At 67.2% G+C, this 21,902-nt stretch carries 26 protein-coding genes; 9 read left to right on the top strand and 17 right to left on the bottom strand.

Annotated features, from left to right (window positions below; translation table 11 throughout):
• The 4 genes from A5697_RS18540 to A5697_RS18525 all read left to right on the top strand — a co-directional run.
• Nucleotides 1–894 (top strand): dihydrolipoamide acetyltransferase family protein (locus A5697_RS18540; protein WP_068011637.1); only part of this gene is annotated, 894 nt, incomplete at its 5' end.
• Between the two features lie 6 nt (nt 895–900).
• Complete coding sequence (locus tag A5697_RS18535) at nt 901–1,152, top strand: acyl carrier protein (protein ID WP_067949079.1); 252 nt, start codon at nt 901–903, stop codon at nt 1,150–1,152.
• Between the two features lie 41 nt (nt 1,153–1,193).
• Nucleotides 1,194–2,174 (top strand): nitroreductase family protein, encoded by a 981-nt coding sequence (locus tag A5697_RS18530; RefSeq protein ID WP_156673359.1) that lies wholly within the window; start codon nt 1,194–1,196, stop codon nt 2,172–2,174.
• A 136-nt stretch (nt 2,175–2,310) separates the two neighbouring features.
• Entirely contained in the window at nt 2,311–2,727 is a 417-nt protein-coding gene (locus tag A5697_RS18525) for a pyridoxamine 5'-phosphate oxidase family protein (protein ID WP_068011633.1), read from the top strand.
• A gap of 9 nt (nt 2,728–2,736) precedes the next feature.
• Here A5697_RS18525 and A5697_RS18520 read toward each other — a convergent pair whose 3' ends face one another.
• The 7 genes from A5697_RS18520 to A5697_RS18490 form a co-directional block, all read right to left on the bottom strand.
• Nucleotides 2,737–4,143 carry a bifunctional lysylphosphatidylglycerol flippase/synthetase MprF gene (locus A5697_RS18520; protein ID WP_068011632.1) on the bottom strand — a complete coding sequence of 469 codons (1,407 nt, stop codon included), beginning with the start codon at nt 4,141–4,143 and terminating at the stop codon, nt 2,737–2,739.
• Between the two features lie 7 nt (nt 4,144–4,150).
• A complete protein-coding gene (locus A5697_RS18515; RefSeq protein WP_067945931.1) occupies nt 4,151–4,942 on the bottom strand; it encodes a universal stress protein in 792 nt (263 codons plus the stop codon).
• Between the two features lie 16 nt (nt 4,943–4,958).
• The gene (locus tag A5697_RS18510; RefSeq protein ID WP_082953474.1) at nt 4,959–5,597 is read right to left on the bottom strand and encodes an SRPBCC family protein; all 639 of its coding nucleotides are present in this window, start codon (nt 5,595–5,597) and stop codon (nt 4,959–4,961) included.
• A gap of 91 nt (nt 5,598–5,688) precedes the next feature.
• Entirely contained in the window at nt 5,689–6,492 is an 804-nt protein-coding gene (locus A5697_RS18505; protein WP_068011631.1) for a sigma 54 modulation/S30EA ribosomal C-terminal domain-containing protein, read from the bottom strand.
• Nucleotides 6,493–6,558: 66 nt separating this feature from the next.
• Complete coding sequence (locus tag A5697_RS18500) at nt 6,559–7,596, bottom strand: acyltransferase (protein ID WP_068011630.1); 1,038 nt, start codon at nt 7,594–7,596, stop codon at nt 6,559–6,561.
• A 13-nt stretch (nt 7,597–7,609) separates the two neighbouring features.
• Entirely contained in the window at nt 7,610–8,431 is an 822-nt protein-coding gene (locus tag A5697_RS18495; protein WP_068011634.1) for a slipin family protein, read from the bottom strand.
• A 28-nt stretch (nt 8,432–8,459) separates the two neighbouring features.
• Entirely contained in the window at nt 8,460–8,945 is a 486-nt protein-coding gene (locus A5697_RS18490; protein ID WP_067945904.1) for a flavodoxin family protein, read from the bottom strand.
• Between the two features lie 389 nt (nt 8,946–9,334).
• Between A5697_RS18490 and A5697_RS18485 the strand changes: the two genes are divergently transcribed.
• Both A5697_RS18485 and A5697_RS18480 read left to right on the top strand, forming a co-directional pair.
• Nucleotides 9,335–10,726, top strand: coding sequence for a trypsin-like peptidase domain-containing protein (locus A5697_RS18485; RefSeq protein ID WP_231972108.1), 1,392 nt, complete (start codon nt 9,335–9,337; stop codon nt 10,724–10,726).
• 14 nt (nt 10,727–10,740) lie between these two features.
• Entirely contained in the window at nt 10,741–11,145 is a 405-nt protein-coding gene (locus tag A5697_RS18480) for a DUF302 domain-containing protein (protein ID WP_067945900.1), read from the top strand.
• On the opposite strand, the gene A5697_RS18475 is transcribed toward A5697_RS18480, so the two are convergent.
• The 10 genes from A5697_RS18475 to A5697_RS18430 all read right to left on the bottom strand — a co-directional run bounded on the left by A5697_RS18475 (nt 11,096) and on the right by A5697_RS18430 (nt 20,257).
• Nucleotides 11,096–11,596 carry a hydrogenase maturation protease gene (locus A5697_RS18475; protein WP_067945898.1) on the bottom strand — a complete coding sequence of 167 codons (501 nt, stop codon included), beginning with the start codon at nt 11,594–11,596 and terminating at the stop codon, nt 11,096–11,098. The genes A5697_RS18480 and A5697_RS18475 overlap by 50 nt on opposite strands.
• On the bottom strand, nt 11,593–12,885 hold the full coding sequence (locus A5697_RS18470; RefSeq protein ID WP_068011629.1) for a Ni/Fe hydrogenase subunit alpha: 1,293 nt from the start codon (nt 12,883–12,885) through the stop codon (nt 11,593–11,595). Before A5697_RS18470 ends, A5697_RS18475 begins: the two co-directional genes overlap by 4 nt.
• Nucleotides 12,882–13,640 carry an oxidoreductase gene (locus tag A5697_RS18465; protein WP_067945894.1) on the bottom strand — a complete coding sequence of 253 codons (759 nt, stop codon included), beginning with the start codon at nt 13,638–13,640 and terminating at the stop codon, nt 12,882–12,884. Before A5697_RS18465 ends, A5697_RS18470 begins: the two co-directional genes overlap by 4 nt.
• The gene (locus A5697_RS18460; RefSeq protein WP_068011628.1) at nt 13,640–14,482 is read right to left on the bottom strand and encodes an FAD/NAD(P)-binding protein; all 843 of its coding nucleotides are present in this window, start codon (nt 14,480–14,482) and stop codon (nt 13,640–13,642) included. The genes A5697_RS18465 and A5697_RS18460 overlap by 1 nt, the downstream gene beginning before the upstream one ends.
• A complete protein-coding gene (locus tag A5697_RS18455) occupies nt 14,475–15,599 on the bottom strand; it encodes a 4Fe-4S dicluster domain-containing protein (protein ID WP_067945890.1) in 1,125 nt (374 codons plus the stop codon). The genes A5697_RS18460 and A5697_RS18455 overlap by 8 nt, the downstream gene beginning before the upstream one ends.
• Before the next feature lie 58 nt (nt 15,600–15,657).
• Nucleotides 15,658–16,218, bottom strand: a complete 561-nt coding sequence (locus A5697_RS18450; protein WP_067945888.1) for a hypothetical protein — start codon at nt 16,216–16,218, stop codon at nt 15,658–15,660.
• Nucleotides 16,219–16,259: 41 nt separating this feature from the next.
• Nucleotides 16,260–17,258, bottom strand: coding sequence for a nitroreductase family protein (locus tag A5697_RS18445; protein ID WP_068011627.1), 999 nt, complete (start codon nt 17,256–17,258; stop codon nt 16,260–16,262).
• 111 nt (nt 17,259–17,369) lie between these two features.
• On the bottom strand, nt 17,370–17,636 hold the full coding sequence (locus A5697_RS18440; protein ID WP_067945925.1) for a hypothetical protein: 267 nt from the start codon (nt 17,634–17,636) through the stop codon (nt 17,370–17,372).
• 87 nt (nt 17,637–17,723) lie between these two features.
• A complete protein-coding gene (locus A5697_RS18435) occupies nt 17,724–18,908 on the bottom strand; it encodes a cation:proton antiporter (RefSeq protein ID WP_231972107.1) in 1,185 nt (394 codons plus the stop codon).
• A gap of 56 nt (nt 18,909–18,964) precedes the next feature.
• Complete coding sequence (locus A5697_RS18430; RefSeq protein WP_068011625.1) at nt 18,965–20,257, bottom strand: MCE family protein; 1,293 nt, start codon at nt 20,255–20,257, stop codon at nt 18,965–18,967.
• 201 nt (nt 20,258–20,458) lie between these two features.
• Here A5697_RS18430 and A5697_RS18425 point away from each other — a divergent pair, with 201 nt between their 5' ends.
• The 3 genes from A5697_RS18425 to A5697_RS18415 form a co-directional block, all read left to right on the top strand.
• Nucleotides 20,459–20,947 carry a glutathione peroxidase gene (locus A5697_RS18425; RefSeq protein WP_068011624.1) on the top strand — a complete coding sequence of 163 codons (489 nt, stop codon included), beginning with the start codon at nt 20,459–20,461 and terminating at the stop codon, nt 20,945–20,947.
• Nucleotides 20,948–21,093: 146 nt separating this feature from the next.
• The gene (locus A5697_RS18420) at nt 21,094–21,525 is read left to right on the top strand and encodes a DUF2267 domain-containing protein (RefSeq protein WP_068011623.1); all 432 of its coding nucleotides are present in this window, start codon (nt 21,094–21,096) and stop codon (nt 21,523–21,525) included.
• Between the two features lie 103 nt (nt 21,526–21,628).
• Nucleotides 21,629–21,902, top strand: a 274-nt coding sequence (locus tag A5697_RS18415) for a universal stress protein (RefSeq protein ID WP_231972106.1), incomplete at its 3' end; no start/stop codon positions are given.

The following is a 21,902-nucleotide window of genomic DNA, read 5'->3' as shown; positions in this document are numbered from 1 at the left end:
GGCGGCGAAACCAGCGCTCCCCCGGCCGCCCCCGCGCACCGGCGGTGGGTGTCCCCGGCCGCGCGGCGGTTGGCCCAGTCGCTGCGCGTCGATATCGACGCGGTGAGCGGCACCGGACCCCAGGGCGCCGTCACCATCAACGACGTCGAGCACGCGGCGGCCGCCAAGCCGGTCGAGGTCAAGCCGGTCGCGCAACCGGCAACCAAGCCGACGGCGGCCGACCGCGCGACCCAGATGCGCAAGTCGATCGCGGCGGCGATGAGCCGGTCCAAGCGGGAGATACCGCACTACTACCTCGCCGAAGAGATCATGTTGGAAAAGGCGCTGTCCTGGCTGACGACGAGAAATGCGCAGCGATCCATCGACGAACGGGTGCTGCCGGCCGTCTTGCTCCTGAAGGCCGTCGGCGTCGCCGCCCAGCGGTTCACCGAGTTCAACGGATTCTGGCGGGAGGACGGGTTCGAGCCCGCCAACGGCGTTCACGTCGGTGTCGGGATATCGCTGCGCGGCGGCGGCCTCGTCGCGCCCGCCATCCACGACGTTCCGGAGAAGAAGCTGGACGAATTGATGGACGATCTCACCGATCTGGTGGCGCGGGCACGGTCCTTCTCGCTACGGAGTTCGGAGATGTCGGACCCGACCATCACGCTCACCAACCTCGGTGACCAGGGCGTCGACTCGGTCTTTGGCGTCATCTACCCGCCGCAGGTCGCGATCGTGGGCTTCGGCCAACCGGCCGAGCGGGTCTGCGTGATCGACGGCGGGATCCGGGTCGTCACAACGGTTCAGGCCACGCTCGCCGCCGACCACCGCGCCAGCGACGGTCACCGGGGCGCGCTGTTCCTCGCCGCGATCAACGAGCTGCTCCAGCAGCCCGACCTACTAGAGAAGTGATGCGCAATGACCAATGAAGACACCCGCGCCGGCGTGCTGTCGGTGCTGACCAGCATCGCCCCCGAAGTCGAACCCGACGACATTCGCGACGACGCCCTGCTCCGCGATCAGGTCGACCTGGATTCCATGGACTGGCTGAGCTTCCTGCGTGGGATCCACAAGAGATTCCATGTCGATATCCCGGAATCGGACTACGCGACGTTGCGGACACTGGCCGACGTCGTCGGCTACGTGGAGACCAACGCGTCCAAAGTCTGAGCCGCACGCCACTTTTCGGGGAGCACTAACAGGGGGTGGGCATGAAAGCCACGAGGCCGGACATCGGCGTGCTCGAACGGGCGGTGCTGCTCGCCTGCCGCGCCCCGTCCGTACACAACAGCCAGCCCTGGCGCTGGGTGGCCGAGGACGGCGTCCTGCGCCTGTTCGTCGACCGGCAGCGGGCGATAGCGGCCACCGACCATTCCGGCCGCCAAGTGATCTTGTCCTGCGGCGCCATCCTGAACCACCTTTGCGTCGCCATGACCGCCGCGGGCTGGGAACCGATAGTCGACCGGTTTCCCGACCCGGATGACCCCCACCAGCTGGCCTCGGTCACCTTCAGCCCGCGAACGCAGGTCACCGAGGCCGAGCACCGCCGCGCCGAAGCGATCCTGCAGCGCCGCACCGACCGGCTTCCCTTGGGGCGACCCACCTATTGGGACCTGTTCGAACCCGCACTGCGTGACACGTTCGACGACACCGAGGTCGCCCTGAACGTACTCCCCGACGATGTGCGACCACTCCTGGTGGAGGCTTCGCAACTGACCGAGGAGCTCCGCCGCGACGATTCCTACTATCACGCCGAACTCGACTGGTGGACTTCGTCATTCGCACTGGCCGAGGGGATGCCGCCGACCGCGCTGGCCTCCGACAAGGAGAGCTGGCGGGTCGACGTGGCCCGCAGCTTTCCGACCAGGAGCCATGCCGACCGGCGCGGCGAGGTCAAAGTCGATTGGGCGAAGATCCTCGTGTTGTCGACACCCGGGGACACCAGGTCGGACGTGCTGCGGTGCGGCGAGGTGCTCTCGACCGTGCTGCTCGAGTGCACTGTCGCCGGTATGGCGACCTGCCCGCTCACCCATCTGATCGAACTGGACGAAAGCCGTGACATCGTGCGCGAACTCATCGGCCTGCGCGGCGAGCCGCAAGTGTTGATTCGCGTGGGGATCGCGCCGCCGCTGGAGCACCTCCCGGCGGCGACACCACGCCGCCCGCTGGGCGATGTCCTCGAGGTCCGCTAGCCAGTGCGCTGGGCGACGGTATGGGCAAGTGGGGAAAGAACTTTGGTCCCGGACCTGCGGGACTTTCGGCCGGCGCTGGCGTCCGGCGCCGGCAATACCATCGAGAGTGTAGTGCCGTCGACGAAGAGGACAACTGATGTCGCTGATCGATAATGGGGTTTCGATCCTGTCGGTGAACGAATGCTGGGAACTGCTGGCCGGTGTGACGCTGGGGCGCTTGGTGACCAGCGTTGGTAACCAGCCCGAGATCTTCCCGGTCAATTACGTCGTGCAGCGAAATACGGTGCTGTTTCGTACCGCGGAGGGCACCAAGTTGGTCAGCACGGCGATCAACAACCGGGTGCTGTTCGAGGTCGACGACCACAACGTCGCCGAGGGCTGGAGCGTGATCATCAAGGGCACCGCGCGCTCCTGCCGCAGCAACGAGGAAATCAGGGAAGCCGAGCGCGCGCAGGTACTGCCCTGGACGGCCACGGAGAAGTCACACTTCGTGCGGATCGTTCCCGAGTCGGTCACGGGGCGCCGGTTCCGTTTCGGTGTGCCGGTGGAGTGATCCCCGCCGCTAGCCCCGTCTCATGCGGCGCGGGCGCGGAACGAATTCCAGCGACAGCAAGACCAGCAGTGCGGCCGGAATGTGGTGGGCGCACAACACCACGTAGCGCCGCTCGGACAGCGCGTGGAACTTGCGGAGGTAGCGGTACAGGGACTCGAGTCGGATCAGCGGGTCCAGCAAGTGGATCAGCCGCAGCGCGATCCGCTGCAGCGGCCCCGGTTGGGCGGCCTCGAAGATCTCCGGGAACGCCGCGAATGCGAGCGAAAGGCGCTGTCCGCCGGTGGCACCCGCGTGAGCGATCATGTCGACGCTGAGCCGCTCGTCGACGCCGTTGGGGGCGTCCGGGCGGCGGAACGGCACGTCGAGGCTGACTTCCGATCCCCCGCCGGCGCTCAGGTATCGGTGAAACGCGACGGCCCGGCCGCGCCCGTCCCGCGCGATGGCCAACCGCACACCGGGAAAGCGGCCTTGCAACGCGCCGTCGAGGTTCATGCAGAAGCCGCGATCGGTGCGCGCCGCGCGGTGGGCGGCGTACAACACCTCGGTCAGCTCGGCCAGCGTTGCGCCGCTGAGCTTTTGTTCGTCGACGATCTCGGTGGTTACACCGCAGTTGTGCGTCCGCTGCACCGCTTGGCGCAGGTTGCGAAAGCGGCGGCCCCGCAGGGTGAAGTGGCGGATGTCGACGACCACGTCGCGGCCGATCGGCACCGACAGCATCGGCTGCCCCACCGTGTCCCTGCGCCACAACCGAAGGTGGCGTTCGCCTGCGGCCAAGACGATGATCTGCCATCCCCGGCCGCGGCACATGCGGACGAAATCGGCTACCAGAGCGTCGAATTGCGTCGCGTCGCCGATCGGGTCGCCGCTGACCACGGCGAACCCAAGCCGGGCACGGTAGGCGATCGCCGCGGTGCCGTCGGGGTTGAAGTGATAACTCTTGCTGGAGTGCATGGCGAACGGCGCCAGCGGATCCCCCCGCGTCGCGTTGACCAGCGCCCACACCCGGCCCAGCAGCTCCGGCTGCGGTCGGGCCGTGGTGGGTGACATCAGCGCGAGCCCGCTGCCGGCGATCAGAACGTTGCCCAGCAGGGCCCAGGACAGGAAATGCGCGCCCAGCCCGGCGCCCACCGCGGCGACCGCGTACATCGCGTGTGCGGAGGTCACCGGACGGCCGAGAAAGATGCCGCGAGCGATCAAGGCGGCCGCGCCCAGGAGCGCCACCGACCAGCCGAACCGGCCGGGGGCGACTCGTTCGTAGCCGAGATACTCTCGCGCCATCAGCACTACCAGCCAAACCAGGACGCACAGCAGCATCAGCACGCTGATGCGACGCGCCGCAGGGACATCGGCACCCAGCAGCACCCGCTCCCCACCCCGCGCGACGCTGGTCGCGCGGCTTCTGGGAGTGATCTTCACGGGGCCACTAGCGCACGACGAGCACGGAGCATTCGGGGTGGCGGAAGAGGGGATGCCCTTGGGGCCCGACCAGGCGCGCGAGCTGACCGGCCTCGTCGGCGCCGATCACGGCGAGCTGAACCCTCTCGTCGTTGGCGCTCAGGTAGCTGGCGATGGCGTGCTTCGTGGTGATCGGGTAGACCCGCACCTCGGGATAGTGCTGCCGCCATTCGGCCACCCGGCGCTCGAATTCGCCGTCGGCGTGCTCGGTGAGCTCCTCGGGCCGGCCGCCGAGCACCAGCAGCGGAGCCCTGCGTAACTTCGCCTCCGCAGCAGCGAAATTCACGACGGTGTCGTTGCCCGGTACGTCCGTCATCCGGACCACGATCCAGTTGATGTCGGGCGCCGGCCGGTCGGATTCGGTCCGCAAGACCGCGACCGGGCAACGCGCCTTCTCGGCGAGCTCCGTCGCGGTCGAACCCACGATGGAGCGCGCGTAGCGTCCGATGCCGACGCAACCGACGCAGATCATCTCGGCGTCCCAGGATGCCTCCAGCAGGACCGCGCCGGCCGGGCCCCGCGGCACGTCGGTTTCGATCGCGACCGCCTTGCCGGTGGCCTCCACGGCCAACCGTGCGGCATGGAGCGATGTCTCGGCGTGTGCGAAGTCGCGCTCGTAGTCTTCCGCGGAATCGTGCGCCGGCTTGATGACGGAGACGAGACGCAGTGGCGCGCCGCGGGTGATCGCCTCGTCGATACCCCATAGCGCGGCCGTGATCGCGGCCGCCGAACCGTCAATTCCCACCAGGATTGGTTTCATCATCCGGCCTTTACTGTCAGATTGTTTCGACCGACGAACGGATCGGCGCCGCGTCGGCGGGCCGCTCCGCGCGGCGCTTGACCGCCAGCATCAGCGCACGTGTCCCCAGCGCTATCAACGGCCTGGCCAGTTCCATCGCGAACACTTCGCCCGGGTAGCGCAGGGCTATCCGAGCGCGTGCCAGCAGCCGGACGCGGTCCTCCCAGTGCGGCTGGAGATGAAAGGACAACACAACGTTCCAGCGCGGCTCGGATCGCATGGCATTGAGGACGACGTATTTTTCGGGGACTATCTCCGTGACGCGTAGCGTCAACCCGTCGGGCAACCAGCCCTCGGGAGCCAGGCGGACCGCATCCCCCACCCGCAGCCCCCCGTTAGCATCTTGCGCCGCAGGACTTTCCAAACCCTCGAAGCCGAGGCTTTCGTTTCTGTCCCGGCCCATCTGCAGGAGCCGGGACCAGACCACCGACGCGGTCGCGTCGATGTCAACCGCCTCCGTCGTCTGAACCGCCGGATCGCTGACCAAGGCGTCACCCGGGACACGCATCTGCGACTCCGCCTTGGTTGCGCCCCAGTTGCGGTAGTACCTGCGCGCGCAGTAGAGCACGGTGAGCAATACGGTGGTCTGGGCGATCCGCCTTGTCATGTTCGCCATGGCGCCAGTCTGCGCGGAGCGCCCCGACGCCTGCGAGGGTCCTTGGTCCTTGGTGGTGCGCCGATATGCCCTGCGCACCGCCGAAGGGTCCCTAGCCGGCCGGGGTGATCAAGCCGTAATGGCCGTCGTAGCGGTGGTATAGCACGCTGGCGCAGCCGTAGGCGGCGTGGATGAAGAACAGGAACGGCAGGTTGAGCATGGCCAGCCGGTCGGCGGCTCCCTCTTCGGTGAGGCATGGCAGCGGTTGTCGGCTGATGGTCACCGGTAGCGCATGCGGGCTCACCCGGTCGGCCAGAGCCGGTGCGGCCAGCGCGAGGCGGAAGCCCGTCGGTCCGGCGTGATACAGCACGCTTGCGGTGCCCGTGCCCTTCTCCGTGAACAGATGAAAGTCGTAGTCGAGCAGGTCCATTTCGCGGGCGGCGTCGTCGACGGTGCAGGGCGCCATCGTGAACGACTTCCGTCGGATGACGCGGCGCTGGTCGGCCGGACGAGGAAAGTAGTTGGGCCGGTGCGCCGGCTCGGACTCATGCCGCCATTCGTGGGGACCCACCGGCGGCAGCTCACCGCGGCGCGCCTCCCAGCGCTCGGCGGCGCGTTGCAGGCGGCGGCGCAATCGCGCCACCAGAAGATCGACCGCTTCCCGCGCCGTGTCGGCCTGGACCTGGGCGCGGACCGGTCGGCCATCGATGTCGAGGTTGGCTTGCGCGACGACGGGCCGCTGCACCGCCGGGTCCCGATGTCTGGACAGTCTTACGCGGGCATGCCGCACGGGCCGGCTTGCGTACCGCGTGAGCTCACCGACCTTGGTCTGCGCGTACTCGGCCGCAGCGGGAAGCTCGTCCCGCATGGAGACCTGCACGTCGATGTCCTGTGGCGATTCTGCCCTGTGGCGCATGGCTCAAGACTTACATCACGAAACCGGCTGCGGGACAGGGCCAAAGGTCATCGGGGTGTTCACGTTTCACACGTTTTGGGGCACTTTGACTGCCTTCAGCCGCAGTGCCGGTTTCTCGACGACGAACCAGCTGGCCGCGGCCAGCGGCAATGTGGCCGCGGTCGCCACCACCGCAAAGATGAGCGGGGTGATGTGTCCGAGCCCGGAGATGACGAGGATCTGCTGGGTCGGCCACGCGTAGATGTACACGCCGTACGACAAATCGTTGTGTAGATAAAACTTTCGCAACAGTATGCCGGACACGATGATTCCGTAGGCCAGGGGCAAGGCACCGACGATCCGATAGTCGGGCAGCAGCAGACCGCAGACCGCGACCATCGCGAAACTTACCGCGACCCAAGACCACCGAGCCGGTATCACGTCCTTGAGTTGGTAGAGCACCGCGCCGGCGGCGAACATGATCGTAAATCGCGCGACGCATTGCGGGATGGTCCACGACCACGGGTCGGCCATGGGCGGCAACACGAGTGCCACTACGACACCGGTGGCCAACAGAGCCGAAGATATCCAGCGATACCGTGCCAGACCGGCGACGCCGATGGCGAGCACCGCCAGGTAACACATCACCTCGAACACCAGGGTCCACAGCGACGCATTCCACGTGCGGGGATGCGGAACGCCCTGCGGTGTGCCGCCCACGTCGAGTTTGAGGTGCGCGATGGCGCTGTTGAACAGAACGAACTTCAACGGTCCACTGGAGTCCAAAAGGCTGATCGCAGAACCACCTTGAAGTGCGACGCCGACCGGCGCTATGACGAAAGCGGTGACGACCAAACAGGTGTAGAAGCCTGGCAGGATGCGCAGCGCTCGAGCCCGCAGGTACTGCCTTGGCTGCGGGTTGTTCAGCCAGCTCGCGGTGACCAAAAACCCCGACACCGCGAAAAAGCCATCCACGCCCAGGGAGAACAAGAGACGTTGCGTGACCGGTGACGAAACACTATGGCCGGTCACTGCGAACGAATGCCAGAGGATCACCTCGACGGCCAGGACCAGCCGCCACAGGTTGAGGGCATTGTGCCGGTGGTCGAAATTCTGCCCGATCACGCAATGCCTCCCCTCATTGCAGTGCTGCCGCCCGCACCAGCTTCTCCTCGGGCTTGTCCTTGGACGCGTCGGTCTCACGCGCCAGGAATGCGGTGAGTTCTCCGATCGCGGTCATCAGCGGGGCCGGGAAGACGATGGTGGTGTTCTTCTCCACGCCCAGTTCGAGCAAGGTCTGCAGGTTGCGCAGCTGCAGGGCCAACGGGTGCCGCATCATGGTGTCGGAGGCGTCGCCGAGGGCAGCGGCGGCGCGGGCTTCCCCTTCGGCCGCAATGATTTTGGCCCGCTTCTCCCGCTCCGCCTCGGCCTCGCGGGCCATCGCGCGTTTCATGCTGTCGGGGAGCTGAATGTCCTTGAGCTCTACCAAGGTGACCTCCACGCCCCAGTCCACCGTGGTGGCGTCGAGGATCTGGCGAATGCTGCCGTTGATCTTCTCGGTCTGGGCAAGCACCTCGTCGAGGGAATGTTGCCCGACGACATTGCGAAGGGTGGTCTGTGCGATCTGGTCGATGGCGGCGTGGACGTTTTCGATGACCACGACGGCCTTGCGGGCATCGACGATCCGGAAGTAGGCAACCGCGGCGATGTCGACGCTCACGTTGTCGCGGGTGATGATCCCCTGGGACTGGATGGGCATGGTCACGATCCGCATCGAGATCCGCCACAGGCGGTCGATGATCGGAATGATGATCCGCAACCCGGGTTCGCGAACGCCGATCACGCGACCGAGGCGGAAATGCACACCCCGCTGGTACTGCTGCACCACCCTGATCGATGCCGCCAGCAACACCGCGGCGGCAATTCCCAAGACCACCAGAATTGCGGCAATGTGGCTCATCACAATCACCTCGATCCGCTTCGCACCGTTACGAGGCGGCCGGAGAGCCGGCGACCCGCTTGTGAATCCGAGCGGCGAACGCCGCTGCGCGATCGAGGTCGTGCTCGTTCGGCCGTCCGCGGTTGATTCCGCCGATGAATCCGAACGGCCCAACCGTGTCGAACCCCCGGCACGAGAACGCTCCGATGACGTCGAACCCCTTTTGCTCGAGCTTCTCCCGAACGGGTTTGTGGTAACCCAGCAGCGGAACCTCGCGTGCGCCGCTGGTGAAGAACGTGAAGGCCGCGGTCGGGTGGTCGGCCGCCGGGAGCTGACGGATCAATTTGCGCAGCCTCGCGTCCACCATCATGTAGTAGATGCCGGAACCGAACCCGACGAGGTCGTAGTCGTGAACGGTCCCCGGGTCGACCGATTCGGGGGTGACGACCTCGGCACCCAGCACCTCGGCCATCCGATCGGCCACCAGGCGGGTGTTGCCATGTGACCTCGAAGCGCACACGATCAGCGACCTCATGGCCAACTCCTTTGCGAATGTGGCTCAGACGACTCCATGCTTCGCTTGGACTGACGGCCCGGTAAGGGCGCAAAGGCACAGCGCCGTGAGGGCCTTGGTCACTTCTGTGGATCGGCCCTGGTGGAGGCCGAAATCGGCCGACGAACGGAGGTCCTTCGCGGTCGGGACTTCGGTCCCTATCCTCTCGCCCGGGGAACCGGTCGAATAGGGGTTGTGACTGTGACAGTTCCCGCGACGGATGCCGGTGCGAAGATAATCGCCCTCGAGTCGCATCCGGCCTGGATTTCTCGGCAACGGCAGGCGGCCGAGCGCGTCGAGGCGATGCGCCGTCATCCGTCATCCTTCCGCCCCACCCATTGGGCCGCAGCCCTGCTGCGGCGGCCCCGTCCGTGACGGGAATCGCGAGGGCGCTGGCGTTGCCGGCGGCCGCCCTCATGCTGTTGGTGGGGCCGGCGGGCATGGCGGCCGCCGACAGCGGGCGTCCGCAAGCCAAGCCCGAGGAGCGGGCCGCGGCTCTGATCCGGCCGTCCATCATGTATCTCTCCGGTGAGGGTTACGGCCTGGTCCGGCTGCCCGACGGTGAGGTGTTGTCCCAATTCGGGCGGGGCTCCAGCATGCCGTTCCTGGCCACCTGGCACTGCACGGCATTCGTCGTCAACCCCGACGGTTGGGTTGCGACGGCGGGCCACTGCGTCGACCCGGCGAGCGCCACCGTCCTGATACTCAAACGGGCCGCGATCGAATACCAGACCGAACATCCGGATGCGCCCGAGTCGAGTGATCCGGCGGTCACATTGGAATGGCTGCAGAAGAACGCGAGGGTGGAAGGCGACACATCCGGCCAGGGCCCCCACGTGAGCATCACGCTGATTTCGGGCACGGGAACGAAACTCGCGGATAAGCTGACCGCCAACGTCGCCGATTTCCGGCCCATGGGCAAGGGCGACGCCGCGCTCCTCAAGATTCCCAAGCGCAACCTACCGTCGTCGGAACTCGCGACTGATGCCGACGTCACCATCGGGACGCCCGTCCTCGCGGTGGGCTTCCCCGAGAGCACCCAGAACATCACCGGCCCTTCGCTCGACCCCACCTACAAGAGCGGCAAGGTCAGCAAGAAGTCTCTCGCGGGACCCAACCCCGAGTACGAGATCGACGCCGCGATGACCGACGGCATGAGCGGCGGCCCGACGGTCGGGCTGAACGGAAAGGTGCTCGGCGTCAACAGCTTCGCCCCAGTCAACGAAACCCAGCCGTTCAATTTCATCACGCCGGTGGACGGCGTCGCCGCGATATTGGCCGGCAAAGGCGTCCAGCCGGCGCTTGGCCCCGCTGACCGGATCTACCGCAAAGGATTGACCGACTTCTACGCGGGCCGCTACACCGATGCGATCGACGAGTTCGGCCAGACCCTCGCGATGTCACCCGGCTACCCCGGTCTGGACGATCTCAAGACGAACGCGGTCAATCTGCGCCAGCAGTATGGGGACTCCGCCGCCCTCAGCGGGCGAACTCTGTTGTGGTACACCGTTATCAGTGTCGTCTCGGTGCTCGGCCTCGGCGCCGTCCTGACCTTCCTGGGGCTGCGGCCCCGTCATCGCGCCCACACGGCGCCCGACGTGCAACCGCTTCGTCTGATGCCCAAGCATGAATCGGGGGCGGTCGAACCGCATTTCTGCGCACATTGCGGGGCCGAGCACCACCCCAGCGAGCAGTTCTGCCCGAACTGCGGCAAGCACATAGACCTTCCAGCCGCGGTACGGGGAACCGGACTGATCTCCTGACGGATGGCCCATCGGTGAGTGCGAGATTATCCACCAGGCTGACGGCGCGGTTCGACGACGCCGCGGACCGCACTCGAGAAGCTTTGGCACGGCAGGGTTTCGGCGTACTGACCGAAGTGGACGTCAAAGCGCGGGTACAGGCTCAGCTCGGCGTGGAGATGGAGGATTACCTGATCTTCGGCGCCTGCGACCCGGCCGTGACGTATCGAGCTATCAACGTCGATCGAGAGATCGGGCTGCTGCTGCCCTGCAACGTGCTCGTGCGCGCCGACCCGGGTGACCCGGGCTCGGTGATCGTCGAGGCGATGGATCCGGTGCTCCTGGTCGAGGTGACCGGTGAGCCGGCCCTCATCTCGATCGCCGCAGAGATCACGGAGGGCCTGCGTGCCGCGATCGCTTCGCTGACCGAAAGCGATTGATCTCCGCGGCCACCATGCCGACCACCACCGGCACGGCTCGTGCGACCATCGGGCTCAGCCCCTCCCCATTGCCGGTGTCCCCCACCTCGACCGCGAAGACCACCACGGCGTCGGGCACCCGCCCGAGCTCTCGAGCCAGCGCATGGGTGCGGCCGATATCGATGCTGTGCGAGCTCAACCCTTCGGCTTGGGTGGGCACCTCGTCCAGCCGGTAGCGATGGACGCGGCCCGGGGTTGCCGGGGTGACGATCGCCGCGTCGATGACCACGGCCAGCTCCGCCCCGCTCCATGCGTCGAGAACTCCCGCCGGCTCCGCAATGTCGGTACGCACAACGACATTGGGCCAGGCGAGGCGTTCCATTGCGATCGCAGCGGCGACCCCGACGCCGTCGTCGCGCCGGTAGCAATTGCCGAGCCCGATCACGGCAACCCTGCCGGCATCGGCGGTCATCGTCGCTGCACAGTCAGCGTCAGGAAGTGCGCCGAGCAGGAAATGCACGGGTCGTAGCTGCGGATCAGCTGTTCACACAGCTCGGTCAGCGCGCCGTCGTCCAGGGAGAGGTTGTCCGAAACCAGGCGAGCCAGGTCGGCTTCGATGGCGCCCTGGTTCTGCGAGGTCGGCGGGATGATGGTCGCGGCCGACACCAGGCCCGCCTCGTCGATCCGGTATCGGTGATACAACAGGCCGCGGGGCGCCTCGCTGACACCGTGGCCAACGCCGGCACGAGCCGGGACGGGCACGAACGGACGCGACGGGCGCTGGTACTCATCGATGATGCGCAGTGCCTCTTCGATCGCGTAGACCACTTCGACCGCGCGGACGACGATGCTGCGGAAGGGGTTTCGGCATTCGCCCGATAATCCGGCCCGGGTGGCCGCCTGAGCGGCGATCGGCGAGAGCGCCGGTGCGTTCAGCGAGTATCGGGCCAGCGGGCCGGTCAGGTGGCGACCTCCGTCGAGCGTCGCGTGCAGGGCGGTCGAGTGGGGCAGTTGCGCTTCGGCGACGTGGTCGGTGAAGTCGGCCACTTCAAAGGTGGGACCGGCGCTGCGGGCGATGACCCCGTTTTCGATCGGGTACTCACCCGGCGCCGTGAGAGCCAGGAATTCGTGGTCGAGCTCGAGGTCGGGAAACTCGAAGCCGGACACCCACTCGACCGTCGCCACCGCGTCATCCAGCGCGCGACGCAGCTGCTCTTCGATCGGCTTGAATTCCAATCGTGTTGGAACGTAATAGAATCCGCCCAGCCGCACGTTGACGGGATGGATTGCGCGGCCGCCAACGAACTCCATCAGCCGGTTGCCCGCCTTCTTCAGCGCCAGCCCCCGCTCGACGATCTCGCGATGGTCGCGGGCCATGCCGACGATGTCGGGGTAGCCGAGGAAGTCCGGCGCGTGCAACAAGTAGATGTGCAGGGCGTGGCTGTTGATCCATTCACCGCAGTACAGCAGGCGCCGCAGCGCGACGAGTTCGTCGTCCACCCGAACCCCGCAGACGTCTTCGATCGCATTGCAGGCGCTGACCTGGTAGGCGACCGGGCAGATCCCGCAGACGCGTGCCGTGAGGTCGGGCGGCTCGGTGTGGGCGCGGCCGCGCAGGAACGCTTCGAAGAAGCGCGGCGGCTCATAGATGTTGAGCTGCACGCTGTGCAGCGCGCCGTCCTGCAGCGTGATGTGGAGCGCGCCTTCGCCTTCCACCCGGGTCAACGCGCCGACGCTCAGGGTGCGCTCGGACGAATTCACTGCTTGCTCCGTTCGGCGGCGAACGTGGCGACGTTGAACGTGGAGAACACCCGGTCGACGTCGCCGTCGGACATCCCGTCGCGGCGCAGCAGCGGGATCAGCGTCGCGGTCTGCGGCACCGCCGACGGGCCGAAGCAGCCGTAGCAACCGCGGTGATGGCTGGGACACAGCGCGCCGCAACCGGCGTGCGTTACCGGACCTAGACACGGAATCCCATCGGCGACAACGACACACGTGGTCCCGCGCAGTTTGCATTCGGTGCACACCGTCTTGGCCGGCAGCCGCGGCTTTCGCCCGATCAGCAGGGCCGCGAGTGTGTCGAGCAGCTGGCCGCGGTCGATCGGGCAGCCCGGCAACTGGTAATCCACCTTGACGTGTGCCGAAGCCGGCGTCGACGTGGCCAGCGTGTCAACGTATTCCGGCTTGGCATAGACGACGGAGGCGAACTCGGCGACATCGGCAAAGTTGCGCAGCGCCTGTACTCCCCCGGCGGTCGCGCACGCCCCGATAGTGACCAGCACCTTCGACTGCTGCCGAATCTCTTGGATGCGTTGCTCATCACGCCGCGTGGTGATCGAGCCCTCGACCAGCGAGACGTCGTAGGGGCCGGCGACGGTCGCGCTGGAGGCCTCGGCGAAGTTGGCGATCTGCACCTGGTCGGCGAGAGTGAGCAGCTCGTCCTCGCAATCCAGCAGGGTCAGTTGACATCCGTCGCACGAGGCGAACTTCCACACGGCCAGGGTGGGTCGGGTCATCAGAGCTCCTTCACCCGTAGCAGGGGGCCGGCGACGTCGTAGCCCACCACGGGGCCGTCGCGGCACAGCAGCAGCGGCCCCAGCTGACAGTGCCCGCACATGCCGACCCCGCATTGCATGTTCCGCTCCAGCGAGACTCGGATATTCTTTGCCGCAACGCCTTTCGCGAGCAGGGCCTCCGCGCCGAACCGCAACATCGGCTCGGGCCCGCACAGGAATGCGCTGGTGCGATCGGGCTCGAGGACCAGCCGCCCCAGCGGTTCGGTGACCAGGCCGACGTCGCCGTGCCACCCCGGTGTCTGGGCGTCGACGACCAAATGCAATTCGATCTGCGGGTCGTGCGACCACTGCTCGAGCTGAGCGGCGAAGACGAAGTCGGCCTGCGTCCGGGCGCCCACGATCAGCGTCACGTTGCCGTAGCGTGCCCGGTCGGCCAGCGCGCCCAGTATCGCCGGGCGCAACGGGCACAGGCCCACACCCCCGGCGACCATGACCAAATCCCGCCCGACGGCTTCCGCTAGCCCCCACGTCGTGCCGAAGGGGCCACGGACACCGATGATGCTCCCCGGCTGCGCGTCGTGCAGGGCGCGGCTCACCGCGCCGACCGCTCGCACCGTATGCGTGATCGAGCCGTCGGTGACGGTGGGATCGCCGCTGATCGAGATCGCGGCTTCGCCCACGCCGAATGCGTAGAGCATCATGAACTCTCCGGGTTGCGGCGCGCGCAGCACTTCCCCGAGCGGTTCGAGGCACAGCGTTGCCGAGTCGGGGCTTTCGACGACGCGACTGCGCACCCGGTACGGGTTCGGCGCCATCACCGCGGCGCCCGCAGCGTCAGTCATCGTGGGCCATCTTGTTCATTTCCTCGGTGATGTCGATCCCGGTGGGGCACCAGGCAATGCACCGCCCGCAGCCGACGCACCCCGACATGTCGAACTGGTCGTGCCAGGTGCCGAGTTTGTGGGTCAGCCAGTGCCGGTATCGCGAGGAGCCGGACTGGCGGACGCTGCCGCCGCCGTGGATGTAGGTGAAATCGGGCTCGAAGCACGACGCCCAGTTCTGCCAGCGCTCCGCATGCTCGCCGGTCAAATCGCTGACGTCCTCGGTGCTGGTACAGAAGCAGGTCGGGCACACCATGGTGCAGTTGCCACAGGTCAGGCATCGGCTGGCGACCTCGTCCCACTGCGGCGACTCGCGCGAACGAACCAACAGGTCGCGCAGGTCGGTGTCCGGCATCTGGCGACCCATTCGATGCGAGGCAGCCTGCACCGCCGCGTGTGCGGAATCGATCTCCGCATCGTCGGCGGCCCGGTGTGGAACGGCCGCGAGCACGTCGGCGCCCTCCGGGGTCCCCACCTCGACCAGGTAGGTCACGCCGTCGCCGTCGAGTCGCTCGGTCAGGGCCAGGTCGTACCCTGGTCCGGCCGCGGGGCCGGTGCCCATCGAGGCGCAGAAGCACAGCCCGCCCGGCTCTGTGCAATTGACCGCCACCACGAAAATCTGCCGATGTCGGCGGACGAAGGATTTGTCGGGAAACTGGCCACGGCCAAGGACCCGGTCGAGCGTAGCTATCGCGGCCAAGTCGCAGCCGCGCACTCCGAGGAAGGCATACCTCGGGACCTGCTCGTCCGATTCGGTGTCGCTGAAACCGTCGCGGGTGCCGGACCACAGCCGGCGCCGTGGCGGGTGCAAGAACTGCTTCCATGACTGCGGCCCGGACGAGTGCCCGAACGCGGCGTCGTCGTCGCGCCTGCGCACCCGATACTGCCCGGGCGCCACGTCGACGCCCCACCCCCGCGGCAGGTCGGCGGCGGACTCCAGTTGATCCAGCACGATCGCGTTGTCCCGCAACGTCGGACCGATGACGCGGTATCCGCGCTCGATCAGGACCTCGACAAGAAGGTGCAGTCCGGCGGTGTCAAACGATGCGGCACCAGAGTTCTCGCCGTTTCCGCTCATCGACCCATCATCCGTCGGTTCGATTGTGCTGTATAGGGGTTGGCAGCGGTGTCATCGGTTACGGGGCCTCCGCGAGGAACTTGATGTCGCGTTCCCAGAGGGCGTCACGGGCGCGGTCCAGCCGCGACCGGACGACCGCCACAAGTGCCGCCATCGTCATCGTCACCGCCAGCGCTGTCACCACCGCCACGCCGACCGCCTCGCCCACCGCGAGCCAAGTCGGGGTGGGCGGATCCACCGGGTTGCCCTCCCCGTCCACCCACATCTCGATGGTTCCGCCCACCTTGGCGTGCTCGGTGACCACCAGCGGCCCGTTGCGCTCCCCGTTCGGCCCCGGCCACTTCGCCTGCACGACAACGACACCCAGATCCTCCGCCAGGGCATCGACGATCGTCGCCGTCGCGCGGTGCCGCTCGTGCGCCTCCTGGGTGTAGACCCGATCCCGCGCGCCGTAGGTCACCGCGCCGAACACACCGGCGACCGGGACGGCGATCAGGGACGCGACAAGCGCGACCAGCAAGACCAGTGATTCGATGCGGTCGGCGCGGCGCAGCAACGGGTTACGGCCGAAAACGCGGGCGAAACGCCAGCGGCTTGGGTCGAAGGTGAACGTCTCCATGATGTCCTCTGCGCCGCAACCGTTTCGGTGGATTCGCCGGTTCAGAGGGCGACCTGGTGCTGGTGATCGTTCATCCACTCGACGAAGTCGGAGAGCTCGCGCCGCGGGGTCGCCGGCAACGGGTCCGCGTTGATGGGCGCCCAACCCACCCGGAGCAGCATCTGGGGATGATTGCTGTCCCCGAAGATGTCGGACTGGACCGCCGCGCGCGTTCCGGCCGTCTCCAGCGGTTCGGTGACCGGGCAACTGGCCAGCCCCAGTGACGTCGCGGTGAGCAGCACGACGCTGGTCGCCTCACCGGCGCGTAGCTGGGCCAAGCGGTCGTCGTTGCGGGTGCCCAGCGCGAGGACGACGGCGTTGTCGTCCTCCGACGACGAGTCCGGCGGCATGGGCAGCACCGGGCCGGCGAAGACCCGGCCCGGAATCTTGGCCGCGATATCCGGTGCCGGAGTGTTGCGGGCGGGAACACCGGCCACGGACGCGTAGCGGCCACTCCACTCGGTGAGCTCGGCGAGATAGTCCTGGTTCATGTGGTCCCGGACGGATTGAGCGACGATTTTCCGCAGATTGTCGAGGTCTTCGACCTGGCACAGCGTTACCCCGCTTCGAGCCGCCCGCGCCGCCATCAGGGCGACATCGCCCACCGGCACCGGCCAGGAGCTGTAATAGCGCCGGTCGGTTCGCCGCCGCGGTATCGCCGCGGCCAGTGCGATGTCGACCGAATCGGCGCGGTGTCGCGAAAGCTCGATTGCCGCAAGGTGGCTTGGGTCGGCCGGATTCGGCAGCCGGGTCACCTTGGAGAGCCAGCCGACCGCCGCGAGCGCGACGACGCAGTGGTGCAGGGCCGCACCGCAACTCAACATGAGGTCGCGGCCGTCCGGGTCGGTGTTGGGCAGTTGCCGGCTGTCGTCGGAGTAGAGGTGCAGGCTTGTCGCGTCCACCCGCCACCGCCAGGGCTGGCTGTTGTGCACCGAGGGTGCGCGAGATGCCAGACTCAAGACCGTCCGGACCGTGCCGGCATCCGGAAATCGAGTGTTCATGGCGGTCGTTCCCTTCGGTATTGCTACGTCTTGTCTACGATTGCGGATTGCTGCCGCCCCGGCGAGAGCCTGACGGCTCTAGCCCGAGGGACTTTGGGCCAATCCGCACGGCTACGCGGCCGCCGCGATGGCCACATCGATGGATAGCTGATCGCCGATGGCGTAGGCGACCGACCAGTCGCCGTCGCATGCCGCCCGCGCCAGCTCGTCCACCAGGGGGCTGTGGGCGCCCAGGTCCGCCAGCCATGCCGCCACGATGGGGGCGATCTCATTGCCGGGCACCCGGACCGTGCGCCCGCCGTGCAAACGATCGGTGACGCGGTACATCGTTGCGGTCGGCACGGCTCGCAGGTGGTGCCGTCGTGTTGCAAACCTCATCACGGCCTCCTCGATCGAGCTTGGAATCGATTCGACCACTCCTGTGATGCGGCCCACAGGGCCGAACGCAACCGGGCGGCAGGTGCTTCAGTCGTGCTTTCGAGGATGCGGAGGTCCCGCCGCGGAAGGGCCCTTGGTCACCTGGCTCCGTGACGCGAACGCGCCCGCGACCGAGGCGGCCGCAATCGTCAGTAGGGCACCGAACATCAACGCCGACGCTTCGCCCGCGACGAGCAGGTGTTCCTGGGTGCCGATGGCGGCCGCGGCCACCGGCACGCCGAGCTGCCCGGCCGAGAGCACCGCCAGGGTGAGCGGTTGGCCGAGCAGCCTGCCGGCGCTGTGTGCCAGCACGGCCCCTAGCCCCAGTCCCACGCCGAGCAGGATGAGTTTCGGGTGCGCACCGAGCTCGCGCACCTGCAGCGAAGCGCCCAGCCAGACGAAGAACAGCGGACTGAAAAACCCCTCGGTGATTCCGAACAGCTGCCGCGCCAACCGTCGCGGTTCGCCGACCATGGCGACCACCAGGCCCACCGCGAAGCCCGCCAGCATGACGGACACGTGCGTGCTCACGGCGAGCGCGGCCAGGGCGAACAGCACGATGAGGTTGGTCCGCAATTCCAGTGCGAACCGCCGATTCTCGGAGTAGACGTGCATCCGGCGGCGCCAGCCCTTGGCGTCGGAGGCCCGCAGCAGCACGTAAAACACCCCCGCGCACCCGGCCACGGCCAGCGCGCCGAGCGCGGCGGTGGGCGCATGTCGGAGGTCAATCACCAACGGCAGCAAGACAATACAGGCGGCATCCGCAATAGCGATCTGCGCCGTGACGGCAATCACCTGCGGCCCTTGCAAGCGCAGGGAATCGATCACCGGCAGCGCCAGCGCCGCCGACGACGAGGCCATCAGCACGGCGTACATCGCGGCGTGGCCGGTGCCGAAGGCGGCCGCCAGCCCAGCCGCGAGCGCCACCGCGGCGGCGCCACCCAGCGCCGCCCGCCCCAGCGCCTGCGGTAGCGATGCGCGCAGTGCCGTGGCGCCGACCGGGACATGGGTGCCCACGACGAACATGACCAACGCGAAGCCGACGTTGGCGAGAAGCTGAAACGTCGGGTTGGTGACATCGACGACGCCCAAACCGGTCCGGCCGACGACGAGACCGGCGACCAGCTCGCCGATGATCACCGGTATCCGAAGGCGCGGCAGTGCCGCCAGCAGCGGACCGGCCAATCCGATCGCGGTCAGCAGCGCCAGGGTGTGAAAGCCAAACCCCGGCACGTCAGCGGTCCCTGCGCGCCTGCACGAACACATTCTGCATTCTTCGCGGCGCAGTCCTAGGGATTGATCGTGTTATCCCCGACCTGGCGACCCCAGACGTACTCGATCGCGTACGGCGATCCGGTGTCGAGGTGGTTGTAGGGCGCGATGCTGTTGCCGCTGTCCATCACCAATTCGGGTGCGGGCCAAAGGTGACGGGTGATGGGCTGCCAGCAACCCGGGGCGCCCCCCGGTCCGCCGCGCGCGTTCACCCGCGGCAGGTTCTCCGGGTAGGTGTACGGATTCGGCGCGCCGCCGACGACCCCGGCCAGCCCGCCGACCAGGCTGGCGATCGTGGCCACCGCCGACACCGGGTTGGCCAGCAGCCCAAGCCCGGACAGCGCCTCGGTGTTCATGTTCAACGAGTAGCCGTTGAAACCGCCCTCGGCCGCACCCGTGGCGGCCAGCGCATCGTTTTCGTTGCGCAGCAGGCAATAGATCTCGGGGCTGTAGGTGTCCAACAGCTGCGCCGTCGGCACCAAGTCTTGGGCGCCCCGCGCCAGGTACGGGCCGCCCCTGTTGAAGATGTCGGCGCCGGTGTTGCCGAACCCGGCCGCCGACAGCAGCGCCTGGTCCAGGTCCTTCTGCTGCGCGTTGACGGTGCGGGAGGTGATCACCGCGTTGTTCAAGAAATCGAACAGGTCGGGCGCCGCGTTGGCGTAGGTGTCGCCCAGCCCGGCGAGCCGCTGAATGTCGCGACGGGCCTGCGGCATCTGCGGATTGACGTCATCGAGGACCGCGTTGGCGTTGACCACCGACTGGCCGAACTTGTCGCCCAGCCCGGTCAGCGCCTGGGCGGCCGCGCTCAGCGTCAGGTTCAGCTTGACCGGATCCACCTTCTCGTTGATGGACACGATCGTCTGGAACAGGGTGTTGATCTCGGTGGTCACCGAGCGCGCGTCGATCACCATGTGCGGCGCAATCCGTTGCGGTGAAGGGTTTTTCGGTGTCGTCAACGAGACGTACTTGCCGCCGAACACGGTGGTCGCCTTGATGTCGGCGTCCACGTTGGCCGGGATCAGCGACAGGTACCGCGGATAGACCTCCAGCGTGAATTTGGCGGCCGGCTTGCCGTCGCGCACGGTCTCCGAGATGTTGCCCACCCGGCCGATCTCGACCCCGTTGTAGGTGACCTTGGATCCCGGATCCATCACCAGCCCGGCCCGCGACGCCACCATGGTCAGCTTCGTCTTCGGGGTGAACCCACCGCGGAACTGCACGTATACGAGGGTGAAGACGATGGCCAGGACGACCAGCACGGCGAGGGCGATCCACCGGTACGGCGGGAGGCGCTGGGAATTGATCTGCACCGGGGAAGACGTTGTCACCAGCGCCCCTCATCTCTGCGCCGCGGCCCAGTGCTGCGGCGATCCTTCCCCTTCCAGGGGCCCTGTACACATATGCAATAAGAAGTCCACAGGAATCTACCTTGGCGGTCGTCGTTATGCGAACCGCCGTTCGCACAATCAGTCTCTAGCTGGTTGGGGCCGCATTGCGTTAGCGTCGTCGGCGTGACCCTCAAAGACATCCCGTTGACAACCCTCGACGGCCGGCCCACCACACTGGCCGAATTGGCCGACGGCGCAACGCTCGTCGTCAACGTCGCCTCGAAATGCGGACTGACTCCGCAATACACGGCGCTGGAAAATCTGGCCGAGGACTACCGCGACCGCGGCCTGACGGTCGTCGGCGTCCCCTGCAACCAGTTCATGGGCCAGGAACCGGGCACAGCCGAGGAGATCCGGGAGTTCTGCTCGACGACGTACGGGGTAACGTTCCCGTTGCTGGCGAAGACCGACGTCAACGGCGACGACCGGCACCCGCTCTACGCCGAGCTGACCAAAGCCGCCGATTCCGCCGGCGAGGCGGGAGACATCCAGTGGAATTTCGAGAAGTTCCTCATCGCACCCGGCGGTGAGGTTGTTCAGCGATTCCGGCCCCGCACTCCGCCCGACGCCCCCGAGGTGATCAGCGCGATCGAGGCCGTGCTGCCCCGATAGGCGGCATGGAACCGCTTGGTAGGCCGTAATCCGGCGGGCACCGCCGGAACGAGTGGCCGAAAGTCCCCCTGCGCGGAGTCCATCGCCCCTTCTTCGCTGCTGGCGCGCCGGGGTTGACTGGTCCTCGAGTCAAGCCGGAGGCGACCATGTCGACGAAAACCAAGGTGGCAGCGCTCGATCACGCAATCGATGCCGCACACACGTGGGTCAACGATGTGGCCAAGGAGTTCGACACCGAGGATCGCGAGTTCGCCTACCGGGTTCTGCGGGCCTGGCTACACACGCTGCGTGACCGACTCACGGTAGAGGCGAGCGCCCATTTCGCGGCCCAGCTTCCCGATCTGATCAGGGGCGTCTTCTACCAGGCATGGAATCCCACTGCCGTCCCCGACAAGTACGACGCCAAGGCCTATGCCGTCCGATTCTCGCGTGAGGCGAACATCGCGCTCGAGGACGTGGGCAAAGCCGCCTCGGCCACTACCGCGGCCGTCTTGCACCACCTGCCGGTCGCTCAGATCGACAAGGCGCTGGGTCAGCTGCCCATGGAAATTCGCAAGATGCTGCAGCCCGCGAGTTGATGCGCGGCGCTTAATTCCTAGTCGCCTAACGAAAGAAGTAGGGATGTCCGGGCACGAAACCCATCGTGGCATTTTGGTCGGCGTCGACGGATCGGCCTCGTCGATGGCGGCGGTCGACTGGGCGGCTCGCGATGCGGCGATACGCAATGTTCCGCTGACCCTCATGCACGTCATCGCACCGGTCGTGCCGGCGGTCGCGCCGTGGCCGGCGATTCCGATTCCTCAAGACCATTTCGAGCGGCAGGACGCCAAGGCACGGCAAATCCTCGAAGACGCGCGCAAGGTGGTCGCCGATAGCACCGCCGACCACGGCCCGCCGTTCGTGTACAGCGTGGTGGTACGTGGCCCGACCGTTTCGACGCTCGTCAACGAATCCA

The sequence above is a fragment of the Mycobacterium sp. E3251 genome (assembly GCF_001666835.1).
Classification (GTDB): domain Bacteria; phylum Actinomycetota; class Actinomycetes; order Mycobacteriales; family Mycobacteriaceae; genus Mycobacterium.
Note: the sequence above shows the minus strand (reverse complement) of the source record. Positions and strands in the feature narration are given on the sequence as shown.

Coding starts and splice junctions, on each gene's coding strand:
- A5697_RS18535 (WP_067949079.1), top strand. CDS start 901: ATGACCAATGAAGACACCCGCGCCGGCGTGCTGTCGGTGCTGACCAGC.
- A5697_RS18530 (WP_156673359.1), top strand. CDS start 1,194: ATGAAAGCCACGAGGCCGGACATCGGCGTGCTCGAACGGGCGGTGCTG.
- A5697_RS18525 (WP_068011633.1), top strand. CDS start 2,311: ATGTCGCTGATCGATAATGGGGTTTCGATCCTGTCGGTGAACGAATGC.
- A5697_RS18515 (WP_067945931.1), bottom strand. CDS start 4,942: ATGAAACCAATCCTGGTGGGAATTGACGGTTCGGCGGCCGCGATCACG.
- A5697_RS18510 (WP_082953474.1), bottom strand. CDS start 5,597: ATGGCGAACATGACAAGGCGGATCGCCCAGACCACCGTATTGCTCACC.
- A5697_RS18505 (WP_068011631.1), bottom strand. CDS start 6,492: ATGCGCCACAGGGCAGAATCGCCACAGGACATCGACGTGCAGGTCTCC.
- A5697_RS18495 (WP_068011634.1), bottom strand. CDS start 8,431: ATGAGCCACATTGCCGCAATTCTGGTGGTCTTGGGAATTGCCGCCGCG.
- A5697_RS18490 (WP_067945904.1), bottom strand. CDS start 8,945: ATGAGGTCGCTGATCGTGTGCGCTTCGAGGTCACATGGCAACACCCGC.
- A5697_RS18475 (WP_067945898.1), bottom strand. CDS start 11,596: ATGACCGCCGATGCCGGCAGGGTTGCCGTGATCGGGCTCGGCAATTGC.
- A5697_RS18465 (WP_067945894.1), bottom strand. CDS start 13,640: ATGACCCGACCCACCCTGGCCGTGTGGAAGTTCGCCTCGTGCGACGGA.
- A5697_RS18460 (WP_068011628.1), bottom strand. CDS start 14,482: ATGACTGACGCTGCGGGCGCCGCGGTGATGGCGCCGAACCCGTACCGG.
- A5697_RS18455 (WP_067945890.1), bottom strand. CDS start 15,599: ATGAGCGGAAACGGCGAGAACTCTGGTGCCGCATCGTTTGACACCGCC.
- A5697_RS18450 (WP_067945888.1), bottom strand. CDS start 16,218: ATGGAGACGTTCACCTTCGACCCAAGCCGCTGGCGTTTCGCCCGCGTT.
- A5697_RS18445 (WP_068011627.1), bottom strand. CDS start 17,258: ATGAACACTCGATTTCCGGATGCCGGCACGGTCCGGACGGTCTTGAGT.
- A5697_RS18440 (WP_067945925.1), bottom strand. CDS start 17,636: ATGAGGTTTGCAACACGACGGCACCACCTGCGAGCCGTGCCGACCGCA.
- A5697_RS18420 (WP_068011623.1), top strand. CDS start 21,094: ATGTCGACGAAAACCAAGGTGGCAGCGCTCGATCACGCAATCGATGCC.